This window comes from Eubacterium sp. AF36-5BH (assembly GCF_003460505.1).
Lineage (GTDB): Bacteria > Bacillota > Clostridia > Lachnospirales > Lachnospiraceae > Eubacterium_G.
Map to the genome: position 1 here is coordinate 77,244 of NZ_QTVG01000003.1, position 13,775 is coordinate 91,018.

The 13,775-nt window shown below is 33.1% G+C and carries 12 protein-coding genes, 2 tRNA genes and 1 other annotated feature; of the genes, 2 read left to right on the plus strand and 12 right to left on the minus strand.

All coding sequences use genetic code 11. The features are described 5' to 3' along the window. Positions 1-38: 38 nt before the first annotated feature. From DW006_RS03310 to DW006_RS03325, 4 genes are read right to left on the minus strand one after another with little or no spacing between them, the layout of a single operon-like run. A complete protein-coding gene (locus tag DW006_RS03310) occupies positions 39-1,694 on the minus strand; it encodes a nucleoside kinase (protein ID WP_117999044.1) in 1,656 nt (551 codons plus the stop codon). Next, complete coding sequence (locus DW006_RS03315; protein ID WP_117999045.1) at positions 1,687-2,367, minus strand: class I SAM-dependent methyltransferase; 681 nt, start codon at positions 2,365-2,367, stop codon at positions 1,687-1,689. Before DW006_RS03315 ends, DW006_RS03310 begins: the two co-directional genes overlap by 8 nt. A gap of 8 nt (positions 2,368-2,375) precedes the next feature. Next, positions 2,376-4,136 carry a DNA primase gene (gene dnaG / locus DW006_RS03320; RefSeq protein WP_022165607.1) on the minus strand — a complete coding sequence of 587 codons (1,761 nt, stop codon included), beginning with the start codon at positions 4,134-4,136 and terminating at the stop codon, positions 2,376-2,378. Positions 4,137-4,156: 20 nt separating this feature from the next. Continuing rightward, on the minus strand, positions 4,157-5,164 hold the full coding sequence (locus tag DW006_RS03325; protein ID WP_117999046.1) for a deoxyguanosinetriphosphate triphosphohydrolase: 1,008 nt from the start codon (positions 5,162-5,164) through the stop codon (positions 4,157-4,159). A gap of 246 nt (positions 5,165-5,410) precedes the next feature. Between DW006_RS03325 and DW006_RS03330 the strand changes: the two genes are divergently transcribed. Together DW006_RS03330 and DW006_RS03335 are read left to right on the plus strand one after the other, a co-directional pair. Then, positions 5,411-5,495: transfer RNA gene (locus tag DW006_RS03330), tRNA-Leu, on the plus strand. A 153-nt stretch (positions 5,496-5,648) separates the two neighbouring features. After that, positions 5,649-5,734: transfer RNA gene (locus DW006_RS03335), tRNA-Leu, on the plus strand. A gap of 33 nt (positions 5,735-5,767) precedes the next feature. Here the strand turns inward: DW006_RS03335 and DW006_RS03340 are convergent. From DW006_RS03340 to guaB, 8 genes are all read right to left on the minus strand, one after another. After that, the gene (locus DW006_RS03340) at positions 5,768-6,346 is read right to left on the minus strand and encodes a DUF4340 domain-containing protein (protein WP_117999047.1); all 579 of its coding nucleotides are present in this window, start codon (positions 6,344-6,346) and stop codon (positions 5,768-5,770) included. A gap of 198 nt (positions 6,347-6,544) precedes the next feature. Beyond that, positions 6,545-6,901: a 50S ribosomal protein L20 gene (rplT, locus tag DW006_RS03345; protein WP_117999048.1), complete on the minus strand. Its 357-nt coding sequence runs from the start codon at positions 6,899-6,901 to the stop codon at positions 6,545-6,547. 22 nt (positions 6,902-6,923) lie between these two features. After that, on the minus strand, positions 6,924-7,121 hold the full coding sequence (rpmI, locus tag DW006_RS03350) for a 50S ribosomal protein L35 (protein ID WP_022165611.1): 198 nt from the start codon (positions 7,119-7,121) through the stop codon (positions 6,924-6,926). A 30-nt stretch (positions 7,122-7,151) separates the two neighbouring features. Continuing rightward, the gene (infC, locus tag DW006_RS03355) at positions 7,152-7,646 is read right to left on the minus strand and encodes a translation initiation factor IF-3 (protein WP_117999049.1); all 495 of its coding nucleotides are present in this window, start codon (positions 7,644-7,646) and stop codon (positions 7,152-7,154) included. Between the two features lie 386 nt (positions 7,647-8,032). Beyond that, positions 8,033-8,359: a DUF1540 domain-containing protein gene (locus tag DW006_RS03360; RefSeq protein ID WP_022165613.1), complete on the minus strand. Its 327-nt coding sequence runs from the start codon at positions 8,357-8,359 to the stop codon at positions 8,033-8,035. Between the two features lie 125 nt (positions 8,360-8,484). Beyond that, positions 8,485-10,449 (minus strand): threonine--tRNA ligase, encoded by a 1,965-nt coding sequence (gene thrS / locus DW006_RS03365; protein WP_117999050.1) that lies wholly within the window; start codon positions 10,447-10,449, stop codon positions 8,485-8,487. A 98-nt stretch (positions 10,450-10,547) separates the two neighbouring features. Continuing rightward, positions 10,548-10,746 (minus strand) — a binding site (T-box leader). 244 nt (positions 10,747-10,990) lie between these two features. Beyond that, positions 10,991-12,175, minus strand: coding sequence for an FKBP-type peptidyl-prolyl cis-trans isomerase (locus DW006_RS03370; RefSeq protein WP_158561057.1), 1,185 nt, complete (start codon positions 12,173-12,175; stop codon positions 10,991-10,993). Between the two features lie 94 nt (positions 12,176-12,269). Beyond that, the gene (gene guaB, locus DW006_RS03375) at positions 12,270-13,724 is read right to left on the minus strand and encodes an IMP dehydrogenase (protein ID WP_117999052.1); all 1,455 of its coding nucleotides are present in this window, start codon (positions 13,722-13,724) and stop codon (positions 12,270-12,272) included. Between the last annotated feature and the right edge of the window lie 51 nt (positions 13,725-13,775).

Sequence of the window (13,775 nt, forward strand, 5' to 3'; positions counted from 1 at the left end):
CTAAATTATCATACTTTAAAAATTAATTCAATACTTATCTAAACAGGAAATACACTTCCTCCAACAAATTCACTTAATATTGAATTACTTGGAACATTTTCTTTTGGTATTCCCAAAATATAATCTAAGAACTTAAGAAGTCTCTTTGCCTCTAAATATTCCTCTGTATCTTTTGGTACGCCAAACAATTTAGGTTCTGCAAAAACTTTTAACACTGATAATTCATAAACCATTGCAGAATTAAATATTGCATCGGCACTATCCTGAAATGGAAAAATATATTTTTCCTCTCCTAGTCTTACCTTGTTCCATCTTTCAATAGATGTTTTAGCTGATATATTTCTTGTTCTGCTGTCTCTTACAATTCTTCTAAGTAATCTTAAATCAGAAGATGAAATTCTATTATGTTCATCAACATTTATAGGTGTTAATGCGCTAACTCCTATTCTGTATTTTTTCTCTTCAGGAATACTGTAAGATAACTTGTCATTTAAACAGTGTATGCCCTCAATTATTAAAACCGAATCGTCTGTGAGAGTTATTGTCTTTCCGTTAAACTCTCTCTTTCCTGTTACAAAATTAAACTCGGGCATCTCTACTGTCTCACCATTTGCAAGCTTAGTTATATGGTCATTAAATAACTCAATATCAACAGCTTCTAAAGCTTCAAAATTAAGTTCACCATTTTCATCCTTTGGAGACTCTTCTCTGTTTACAAAATAGTTATCTGTAGATATTATTTGTGCCTGAAGTCCCTGCGCCATAAGCTGTATTGCAAGTCTATGAGCAAAAGAAGTTTTGCCTGAAGATGAAGGGCCTGCAATTAGCACAACCTTAGCTTCTTCCCTTGACGCAATATCTGATGCGATATCTGCAATTTTCTTTTCCTGTAAAGCTTCCTGCATCATCATAATATCGTTAATTGAACCATCTACTATTTTGTCGTTAATTTCTCCTATTGTTGAAACACCTAACTTTTCCGCCCACTTTTCTGATTCCTCTAAAGCTTTGACAACTTTGTTTTGAGGTGTAAACTCTGGCACATGTTTTGGAGATTCTTTTACCGGCATTTGAAGTACAAAACCTTCGTTATATGGGATTAATTTATAATATTTAAGAATACCTGTAGAATATGCCATATAACCGTAAAAATAATCCTCAAAACCTTCCATTTTGTAAATTTTTACAGATGAAGCTCTTCTGTATTTAAACAAATTAACCTTATCCTTCATTCTGTATCTTTTAAACTTACTGATGGCTCTGCCTGTTGACATAACCTCTTTTGTTATAAGCATGTCACGTTTAGCCAGACTATCCATTTCAGTTTTTAATTTTCTTAAAAACTCGTTGTTAATCTGTATGCCACCATTTATTTTACAGTAATAGCCTTTGCTGACAGAATACTCTACCGAAATATCATCAAAGGCACTATGGTCTGCTATTTTGTAAAAGGCTTTTATCATCATAAAAACCATGCTTCTTCTATAACATTCCATACCAATATGATTTGCTGTTGTAATAAAAGATACCTTGCAGTTATCAATTAAAACTTTTGACAATTCACAAAGTTTTCCATTGCACACTGCAAGTATAATGTCATTTTCATAATAGTCACCAAAATCCTTTGCTATTTCGTACAAAGTGGTTCCGTCTTCATATTCGTATACAACATTTGAAATTTCCACATCAATCATAATATTTTCTACCTTCCTGATTCATTTCTAAAATTTCCTCAACCTTGTGCAAATTATCACTTTTTTCTTTTTTCATATTTTCTGCAATTTTAGAAAACTTTTTATACTCTTTTTCCAAATATTCTTTTAAAACAGGATTTCTATTTTCCAAAAGTAATTTGCCATATTCTAATTGAACTTTTGAATAATCATTTTCTGTTTTATCACATTTCAGAGCTTTTATTACCGTATAATATTTTCCAACATCAAATACCATGGCTTCATCAACAATCTGCCAGTTATTTTCTAACAGATATTTTCTTACCAAATCGACTCTTTTATGGGGAGATAGGACTAATTCTTTTATTCCTTTTATGCTCTTTCCATTTTCAAGTATTGATACAATCAAATCGCCACCCATACCGGCTATGACTGCGGTATCAATCATATTGTCCTTTAGCTTTTCCATGCCATTTGAAAGAATTGTTATTATTTTTCCCTCGAGACCTTTTTCCTTAATATGTTTGTTTGCAATGTCTAAAGGTCCCTGATTGATGTCCATGGCATACGCCTTATCTGTTATGTTTTCTTCCACCAGATAAATAGGCACATACCCATGGTCTGTGCCTATATCTGCAATTATATTTCCTTTTGTAACCATACCGGCTACTGTCTGTAATCTTTTTGATAACATATATTTTCCTAACTTAATGTAATGTGTATTTTTTGTAACATACTTTGTTCTTTTATAATATTCTGAAGGTCAGAAATATCTGTAGCGTTTCTTGCCCTGTAATCAAGACTTTCTTTTTTTATTTTATGAACAGCATCATTAATTGCTCTCTCCTGCTCATCAAGGCTTAAATTAGCCCTAATTGGAGAAACAAATAACTGGGCAACCTTCTTATGTTCTTCTTCATCTTCAAAATAATTCATTATCTGTGCAGGTTTTCCCTGGCCGCTCTCCATCTGTTCCCAAAACAGTGATGCCACCTTATTGTAAAAAGGGTCTACAAAATCTTTTGGCGAGATAACCTGAGCCACTTTCATAAACCAATTATTTTTATCAAGTAAATATGCCAGCAAAATTCTTTGAGCACTTATTGATGCATCTTCTTTCTTTGTCTGCTTTGAAACTGCAGGCTCCTTTTCAACTTTTTCTTCTTTTCCAACATAAGTAAGACCAATCTTTTTAACTAATTTAGACAAACCTTCTTTTGGAATTTTGAAAATAGAACAAACAGAATCTAAATAATTGTCTCTTTCTATTTCGTCTTTAAATTCCAACAGCATTTCAGCTACCTGCTTGTGGAAAGCTGTTTTTTCCTGTGGATCATTTAAATTGTATTTCTTCTGTTCCTGCTCAACCTGGAATATAAAGAAATTAGTTGCATTCTTAATTCTTTCTTCGTAAGCATCCCTGCCTAATGCCTTTATAAACTCATCAGGATCTTTGTAGGGTTTCATGTTAAGAACTTTTATTGCAAGCCCTGCATCCCTTAAATAAGGAATTGCTCTTAATGCTGCCTTAATACCTGCCTCGTCACTGTCAAAAGTTAAAACAACTTCCTTGACGTATCTTTTTATTAAAGTTGCATGTCTTTGTGTAAAAGCTGTTCCAAGGGCTGCAACTGCATTGTTAAAACCTGCCTGATGTAAACTAATAACATCCATGTAGCCTTCACAAATTAAGAAATAATCTTTTCTGGAAGACCTGGCAACATTTAGTCCATAAAGGTTTCTGCTCTTATCAAAAACTTTGGTTTCCGGAGAATTTAAGTATTTTGGCTTTGCATCTCCCATAACTCTTCCACCAAAAGCAATAACCCTGTTATTTGCATCCATAATCGGAAACATTACACGATTCCAAAACTTGTCTGTAACACCTCTTTTTTCATCGTAAGTAAACAAGCCTGTTTCACGTAATTCATTATCATTATAGCCTTTTTTCTTTAAATACATATAGAGATTGTTACTGTATTTATCAGAATAGCCTAAGCCAAATTTGACAATAATCTCATCTGATAACTGACGTCCCTTTAAGTAATTATATGCAAGTTTTCCTCTGTCTGATTTTAAAAGATAGTGAAAATACTTGGCTGCTTCTGTGTTAATTTCTATTATTTTTGTTTTTAAATCTTTTTCTCTTCTCTGCTCTTTTGAGTATTCCATCTTCGGAAGTTCAACTCCGGCTCTGTTAGCCAAAACTTCCATTGCCTCAATAAAGGTGTAATTTTCATATTTCATCAAAAAAGATATTACATTTCCACCTTCACCACATCCAAAACAATAATACATCTGTTTATTAGGAGACACAGAAAAAGAAGGTGATTTTTCGTTATGAAAAGGGCAAAGTCCAAAATATGAGCTTCCCTTTTTTTGTAATTTTACATAATCACCTATTACTTCTACTATATCATTTTCAGTTCTTACCTGCTCTATAATATCTTCTGAATAAAACAATTTTTCCTCCGTAAGCTATTTTAAAGTTCCCAAGACTTTGGAATAAATATTTTCTTAAAAGCAGCAACAGAATACTGGTCACTCATTCCTGCTATGTAATCACACACCACCTGCTCTTTGTTCTCACCTTTTTCATTAATAAGGTATTTATATTCAGGTGGTAAATATTCTATATTGTCTAAGTAATAATAAAATAGTTGTTTTAACATTTCTTTTACTTTTATTTCTTCTATTTTTGCAACCGGATTGGTATATACACTCTCAAACATGTATTGTCTAAGCCCCATCATTGCTTCCTCTATCTCTTGGGACATTAATATATCCGGCTTATTATAACTATTTTTCACTATATCGTGAACTAAAGTGTTTAATCGTTCTTTTGTAGACTTTCCTAAAATCTCTGTATAAGCCTTAGGAATATCATTTTCAGTTATGATTTTGCCTCTTATGGCATCATCTATGTCGTGATTAATATAGGCAATCTTATCTGACAGTCTTACAACTTTGCCTTCTAAAGTATGTGGAGTACCTGACGTTCTGTGATTAAGTATTCCATCACGAACTTCTTTTGTAAGATTAAGTCCTAAACCATTATTTTCTAAAACTTCAACCACTCTGATACTTTGCTTTGCATGTGCAAAACCTAATGAACAAACTTTATTTAAAGTTCTCTCTCCTGCATGACCAAATGGTGTATGACCCAAATCATGTCCCAAAGCAATTGCTTCAGTTAAATCCTCATTTAAATCTAAGGACTTTGAAATAGTTCTTGCAATCTGAGAAACTTCCAATGTGTGGGTTAATCTTGTTCTATAATGATCTCCCATTGGTGCCAGAAAAACCTGTGTTTTGTGTTTCAGTCTTCTAAAAGCCTTACAATGTATAATTCTGTCCCTATCTCTTTGATAGACAGTTCTTATGTCACATTGAGCCTCTTCTCTGTCCCTACCCATACTCTCACAGCTCTTCGCTGCGTAAATACTTAAATATTCCATTTCCATTTTTTCATTTTTCTCTCTGATATTCATAATATACCTCCGAAAAATGTGCCATCCTTAAACAATACTTAATTTGAATCATTAAATTTCCGTTATAAGCCTGCTTCCCAAAAAATTCCCTAATTAATAGTAATTATACAACAAAAACACACTTTATAAAAGAGCTGCTTCAAAGCCTTAATAAAATCTTTTTCTCATTTTTTTCATCTTTTTTGTAAAAAATTGTTGACACACTTAAAAACACATGGTATTATATGTCTTGCGTTTGAAACGTATGCGGAAGTGTCGGAACTGGCAGACGAGCAAGACTAAGGATCTTGTGATCAATGCGATCGTGTGGGTTCAAGTCCCATCTTCCGCATTTTATTTTTTGTTACCTTGAGTTGTCAAGGTATTTTTTTTGTTTATTTTTAAGTATATTAACATATTTGTACTTGCTTTTATAAATATTTACTCTTGATATTTTCTCTAAAATGTAGTAAATATTTATATGAATCAAACACTAATATGCTTGGCAGCTATGGCGGAATTGGCATACGCGCATGATTCAGGTTCATGTCCATATTACCTTGGGTGTGGGTTCAAGTCCCACTAGCTGCATAATAAGAGTTGTTATTACTCAAAAAGCCACAGCTATTTTTTAGCTGTGGCTTTCGTTGTTTCTTCAATGTCATCCACTGTTTTACTAAATGCTTCTATTAAATCAGAAGATACAGTATACACATTATCGTCTCCCTTAACCATCATATAATAAAGCGTTGAATCATACGGATTGACACTTCCAAAATGAATTTCGTAGTTTTTACCATTTGAATCTGTTACAGTAATGTTATTTGTACTTCCTGTAATTTCTTCGTTCTTTTTGATAAAGCCATAATCCTTTATATCACTTGGACTGCTTATTTTATCAGAAGCATCAATTTCCACTAATTTTGATAGCATTTCAGAGTTTATTGTACTTCTGCTTACATTTACTGATGAATCACTTTCTATGGTCCATTTTCCACCATTATTTAAATACTTCTTAATGATACTTGCTTCGTCTTTCTTAACCATTTTAATTGTGTCATCTGATAATGTATATAAAGATATTGATGTCATATCAATACTTGCCCAGGCTTCATTAGATGTAACAACTCCGGCAAGTAAATTAACAAAAATCGTAATAACAACTATAATTGCTATAAAGCTGCCGCTGAAGTTTCGTTTCAATCAATAATGTTATTGTATTGTTCTTTTGTGTTAATAATTGGAATATTCTGTGTTCAAAATATGGGGAGCAACATTTTTCCATTCGTGCAAGCATGCATCCATAGTGGAACGTTTTTTGTGTAATAAGAAATTCTGAAGTAATTTTTTATTACACAAAAAGAAGACCTTTCGGTCTTCTTTTTATAAGAATAATAAAACTTATGCTAATTTTTCTTTAGCTACATCTACTAATTTTGCAAATCCTTCTGCATCATTAACAGCCATTTCAGCTAACATTTTTCTGTTCATTTCAACTCCAGCAAGCTTAAGTCCATACATGAACTTGCTGTATGAAAGACCATTGATTCTAGCTGCAGCATTGATTCTTGCAATCCATAACTGTCTGAACTGTCTCTTTCTCTGCTTTCTACCTGCGTATGAGCTTGTTAATGCTCTCATAACAGACTGCTTAGCTACTCTGTACTGTTTTGATCTAGCTCCTCTATAACCTTTAGCTAGCTTTAATACTCTATTATGTTTCTTTTTAGCGTTCATTCCGCCTTTAATTCTTGCCATTTCTTCTTCCTCCTACTTCAGATTATAAATAAGGTAAAATCTTCTTCATATTCTTTACATTTGTAGCATCAGTTGTTGTTGCTTTTCTAAGATTTCTCTTTCTCTTAGCTGTCTTCTTTGTTAAGATATGTGATTTGTAAGCTTTATTTCTTTTAAGCTTTCCTGTTCCTGTCTTTTTAAAACGTTTTGCAGCTGCTCTGTTTGTCTTAATTTTTGGCATGATTAATTCCTCCTTAAATATGTTAAAAGCTTAACGCTTTTTTTCTAAAAACATTGTCATGTTTCTGCCTTCAAGTTTTGCCGCCTTGCTTACCTGAGCAATATCCTCAAGCATCTTTGCAAAGTCGTCTAAAACATGTGCACTACTACTTATATGAGCCATTTCTCTTCCTCTAAAGCGTAAAGTTACTTTGACCTTATCACCTTTTGTGATAAATTTTCTAGCATTGTTTGCCTTAGTCTTTAAATCATTCATTTCAACGTTTGGTGAAAGTCTGATTTCCTTAGTTTCAACAACATGCTGTTTCTTTTTTGCTTCTTTTTCTCTCTTCTGTTGCTCATATCTGAACTTACCATAGTCCATGATTTTGCATACAGGAGGTTTCGCCTTTGGAGCAATTTTGATGAGATCAAGTTCTGCTTCGTCAGCTAACTTCTGAGCATCCCTGGCAGACATAACTCCCAACTGTTCTCCATCTGTTCCAATTACGCGGACTTCTCTGTCTCTAATCTGTCCGTTGATCATTAACTCGCTAATAGTATTGCACCTCCATAAATAATTCTTTATGATAGCAGACTATCAAAAAAGTGGATAATCTGCACAGACTATCCACTAAATAATTTCAAAATTAATATTAAACCTCGATTCGCCTTTGCGTCTGGGTGAGAGTGGATAACTCTGCTTTCTTTTCTCAACAGACAATATGTTATCATTTATGAATAACATTGTCAACAACTTTTTAAAAAAATTACAACTTTTATGAAAATTCTAACTTTTTAGATATTTCTAATTAATTTACAATTTCCAAAATTTATATTTTTTATTTTACCTGACCTAGATTATAGCACTATTTATCAAAAAATTATAGGTAAAACATTATAGAAATAATCTTTTTAAAATATTTTTTTAACTTAGCAGGTACATTCAAAACTACAACATTCTGTCTGGCTCTGGTGTGTTGCACCATTTCCATCAATTGTAATTTCCTTTGCGTGACACATACAATTATCATTATAAGTGCAATGTACCGCATCGCATTTTACGTCCATTTTTGTTTCCGGACCGCAGTTACAATGCTCAACTGTATTTGTCATACTGTTAGTTTTTTCTCTAAAATCTTCACAATATGTGGCATCCATAATTGTGGCATCTGTACCTCCAATTTGTATACCATCCTTGCAGCATTTTGAACTTTTGTTAAAATAACAATTTTTAACATCACAATTTAAAACAGTCATAAAAAACCTCCATACTATTTATTTTCGGAAAACCGATTATTAATAGTATGGAGATTTCTTTTACTTCTATTCAAAAAGCCTAAATACTTTTTTTAACAAAAATATTATTTTTCTATTTTTGTTTATTATTTTTGATTTTCTTTGTGCTCTTCTTTTCTGATTTCTTTTGTATCAATTTCCTTGCAAATCTGATTAATGAAATCATCAAGAGGTTTTACACCTTCATCGCCTGCAAATCTGCTTCTTACTGAAACAGTACCGTCTTCTTCTTCATGCTGTCCAACAACTAACATGTATGGAAGTTTATCAAGACGTGCTTCACGAATCTTGTAACCAATCTTTTCTGAACGTGAATCTACAGTTACATCTACATGTCTTTCCTTTAATGCCTTTGCTACTGACTGAGCATATTCTTCATATTTTTCTGAAATAGGAAGAACTCTTACCTGTTCAGGGCATAACCATGTTGGGAACTTACCTGCATATTTTTCAATTAACCATGCTAAAGTTCTTTCATAACATCCCATAGATGTTCTGTGAATAATGTATGGTCTAACTTTTTCACCGTTCTGATCTACATAGTACATATCAAACTGTTCAGCTAATAAAGCATCCCACTGAATTGTAATCATTGTATCTTCTTTTCCATATACATTCTTTGCATTAATATCTACCTTAGGTCCATAGAAAGCTGCTTCTCCAACGTCTTCTGTGTAGTTTATACCAAGTTCGTCTAAGATATTTCTAATATCCTGTTCTGTTTCATTCCAAACATCTGCATCACCAATGTATTTTTCTTTGTTTTCAGGGTCCCATTTTGAAAGATGATATGTTACATCTTCCTCAACACCCAATATTTCCAAACAATATTTTGCAAGTGCAAGACATCCCTTAAACTCTTCTACCATCTGGTCAGGACGTACAATCAAATGTCCTTCTGAAATTGTAAACTGACGTACACGAGTCAAACCATGCATTTCACCTGAATCTTCATTTCTGAACAATGTAGATGTTTCACTATATCTACATGGTAAATCTCTGTATGATTTCTGACTTGCCTTATATACATAATACTGGAATGGACATGTCATAGGACGAAGGGCTAATACTTCTTTATCATTATCCTTATCACCTAATACAAACATTCCGTCTGTGTAATGATCCCAGTGACCTGAAATCTTATATAAATCTGACTTAGCCATAAGTGGAGTCTTTGTTCTAATGTAACCCCATTCGTTGTCCTCTAAGTCTTCAATCCATCTCTGCATTTTCTGAATCATCTTTGCACCCTTTGGAAGTAACAAAGGTAATCCCTGACCAATAACATCTACAGTTGTAAATAATTCCATTTCACGACCAAGCTTGTTATGATCTCTGTTTTTCTGGTCTTCTAACATTTCAAGATATTCATTTAAAGCATCTTTGTTGTCAAATGCTGTTCCATAAATTCTCTGAAGTCTTGCATTGTCTGAATCACCTCTCCAATACGCCATTGATGACGATGTAAGTTTAAACGCTTTAATTGGCTTTGTGCTCATAAGATGTGGTCCTGCACAAAGGTCTACAAACTCACCCTGACTATAAAATGAAATTGTTGAATCTTCAGGTAAATCTTTAATTAACTCTACCTTGTATGGTTCATTTCTATCTTCCATATATTTAATTGCATCTTCTCTTGGAAGTGTAAATCTTTCAAGTCTTGCTCCTGACTTGATAATTTTCTTCATTTCTTTTTCGATTTTATCTAAATCTTCTCTTGAAAATGGTTCACTGTCAAAATCATAATAGAAACCATCATCAATTGAAGGTCCAATTGCTAATTTAGCTTCAGGGAAAAGATTTTTAACAGCTTCTGCTAATACATGTGATGCTGTATGTCTATAAGCTGCCTTACCTGCTTCATCTTTAAATGTTAAAATATTTAATGTACAGTCCTTATCAATAGTTGTTCTTAAATCTACAACTTCTCCATCTACTTCTCCTGCACATGCAGCTCTTCCTAATCCTCCTGCAATATCAAAAGCTATATCGTTTACTGTCATTGCTTCTGAATATTCTCTTACTGATCCATCTTTTAATGTGATTTTCATGTTTCCTACTTATGGCCTTGCCATATTTCTCCTTTCTGTTTTGACGTAAAACATAAACATTTTTTTCAAAAAGAAAAGTCCCTGTTTATGTTTCCATAAACAGGGACGTATTATACGCGGTTCCACCCTGATTGCTTTCAAAACAAAAGCCTCTCATTTGGACTATAACGGAGTCACCGGGCTTGATTAGAGCCACTCCAAGGTAGTCTTCAATTATCTTTCTGTAAGATGTTTCCAGCCAAGACATCTCTCTCTGTAACCCTCCGGATAACCTACTGTCCTCTTCAACGTTTTGTTTAGTATAAGTATCTTACTTTGATACCCTTTACTTTTCTCATTATAACATTCATTAATAGGTTGTCAAGAAAAGTTTTTATTAATTTTCAAAAATCTTTTTCTTTGTTTTTTCTTTATAGGAAAATCTCTTTCCACGACTTTTTTACATTAATTTTGGCAGGCTTTTACACCTGCCAAAATCAATATATATTACCAATACCCTTTGGATTTTAAGAATTTCCGATGATTTTCATATTACATAAAATTATTTTCTTACTTTATAAGAATATTTAATTTTTGCATTTTTGAAAACGTAATTCTGTGCTTTATCTAATAAAACAACTTCTTTGATTTCCTCTTTAGTATAAAGCTTTTTCATCTCTTCTACACTATCCAAATTTGCATCTGCGTATGAATTCTCGTACTGTTCTTCAATTTCGTCGTTACTAGCAGTTAATTTTAAGTCCTTTACAAGTTGCCACATTAATAATTCAGACTTTAATTCTGTCTTATAATTCTCCTGCATAGTCTTGTCATCTAAACCTTCTCTCTTCTTATATTCATCAAGAGAAAGGCTTTCATATTCAGCCTGAGCTTCTGCATCACCATTCATTGAATCAATTACTTCCTGCTGTAATTTTGATGGAATAGCTTTCAAATTAACTTTTTTCAAAGCCTTCTGCCATAATTCCGGCTTGATAATTTCTTCTTTGATGTATTCCAAAATCCATTCGTTGTATTCTTTTACAGTTGAAATTCCACGTTCTTCGTAATAATTGTCTTTTACCCATTTATCAGTAATTTTGTTTCTTGTCAACTTATTAACTGATGTAATTTTCAACTTAAATACAACTGTTTTACTGCTATAATCTTTATTTGCTAACGAAAAATCATTAACTTCCTTATTATTTTTTACTTCAACAGTAACTGTTTCGCCACTCTTATGACCTGTAAGTTTGTCTGAAAAAGTCTTTGTAAGTCCTTCATTTGAACTTAAAATATTAATATCCTGCTCTTCTCCTGACAAATCATCTACTTTCTTGTTGTCAACATAAGCTACTCTGTTATATTCTACCTGATCAGTTTCTTTTGCAGCTCTATTAACAACTTCATATTCATCTGTATCTTCATATACAGATTCATCCCACATGTCCTGTGTTAATTCATATGTAAGCCCCTTAACATCGCCAACTGAAATGTAATCTTCAGTTTTTATTCCAAGGTCCTTATCCACATCTGACTTTGGTTTCATAACCTTTGCCCAATAAACAACAACTGCAAAAACAATAAGAATAACAACAATTATACCAGGTACCAACAATCTTTTAGATATAGGTTTCTTTTCTACCTGTTCAGTTTCTGCTGTTTTCACTTTTAATGTTTTTTTCTTTTCTGTTGTAGTATTTTCGTTATTAACAATTTCATCTTTTTTTTCGTTCTTGTTTTCCACCGTCTTCTCTCCTTTATGCATAATAAAAAAGAATCTTTATTATAAAGATTCTTTTTTATTCTATCACATATTTAAAAAATAATATACGTTTTTATTAATTTTCTGTTGTGTAGTTTGGTGCTTCCTTTGTAATATGAATGTCATGTGGATGACTTTCTTTCAATGAAGCTGCTGAAATCTTAACAAACTTACCTGTTTCTTTTAAAGTTTCAACATCCTTTGCACCACAATATCCCATACCTGAACGAAGTCCACCCATAAGCTGGAATACTGTATCTTCAATACTTCCCTTATAAGCAACACGGCCTTCAACACCTTCAGGTACAAGTTTCTTTGCATTAGACTGGAAATATCTGTCTTTGCTACCATTTTCCATAGCAGCGATACTTCCCATTCCTCTATATACTTTGTATTTACGTCCCTGGAATATTTCAAAGTCTCCAGGTGCTTCATCACAACCTGCAAACATTGAACCCATCATACAAACGCTACCACCTGCAGCGATTGCCTTAACAATGTCACCTGAGAACTTAATACCACCATCAGCGATAATTGGAACACCATATTCCTTAGCTGCTTCATAACAATCCATAATTGCTGTAACCTGTGGTACACCAATACCTGCAACTACACGAGTTGTGCAAATTGAGCCAGGTCCGATACCAACCTTAACTGCATCAGCTCCTGCTTCAATAAGATCTCTTGTAGCAGCACCTGTTGCAACGTTTCCTGCAATTACCTGTAAATCAGGGAATTCTGATTTAATCATCTTTAATGTTTTGAAAATATTTGCTGAATGACCATGAGCTGAGTCAATTACAACAACGTCAACCTTAGCGTCAACTAAAGCTCTAACTCTATCCATAACGTTTGCAGTGATACCTACAGCAGCCCCACAAAGTAATCTTCCCTGTGCATCTTTTGCTGATAAAGGATACTTAATCTGCTTTTCAATATCTTTAATTGTAATTAAACCAACTAAGTTAAAATCATCATCTACTAATGGTAATTTTTCTTTTCTTGATTTTGCCAAAATTGCCTTTGCTTCTTCAAGAGTTACTCCGGCCTTTGCTGTAATAAGACCTTCTGTTGTCATTGAATCCTTAATAAGCTTTGTTTCATCTGTTTCAAATTTAAGATCACGGTTAGTAATAATACCTACTAACTTCTTTCCTACTACAATTGGAACACCTGAAATTCTGAATTTTGCCATTAATTCATTTGCATCCTTTAGTGTATGTTCCGGAGATAAATAGAACGGATCAGTGATGACACCGTTTTCAGAACGTTTAACCTTATCTACCTCGTCTGCCTGCTGTTCAATAGTCATATTCTTATGAATGATACCAATTCCACCTTGTCTCGCCATTGCAATTGCCATTCTGTGTTCTGTAACTGTGTCCATTCCGGCACTCATCATAGGAATGTTTAATTTGATCTTCTTTGTTAAATGTGTAGATAAATCTACCATATTAGGTGTCACTTCTGAATACTGTGGTACCAAAAGCACATCATCAAATGTAATTCCTTCGCCAATAATTTTACCCACTGATTCTTTCCTCCTTATTCTATCGTATAATTAAATTAAAGCGCAAATTTC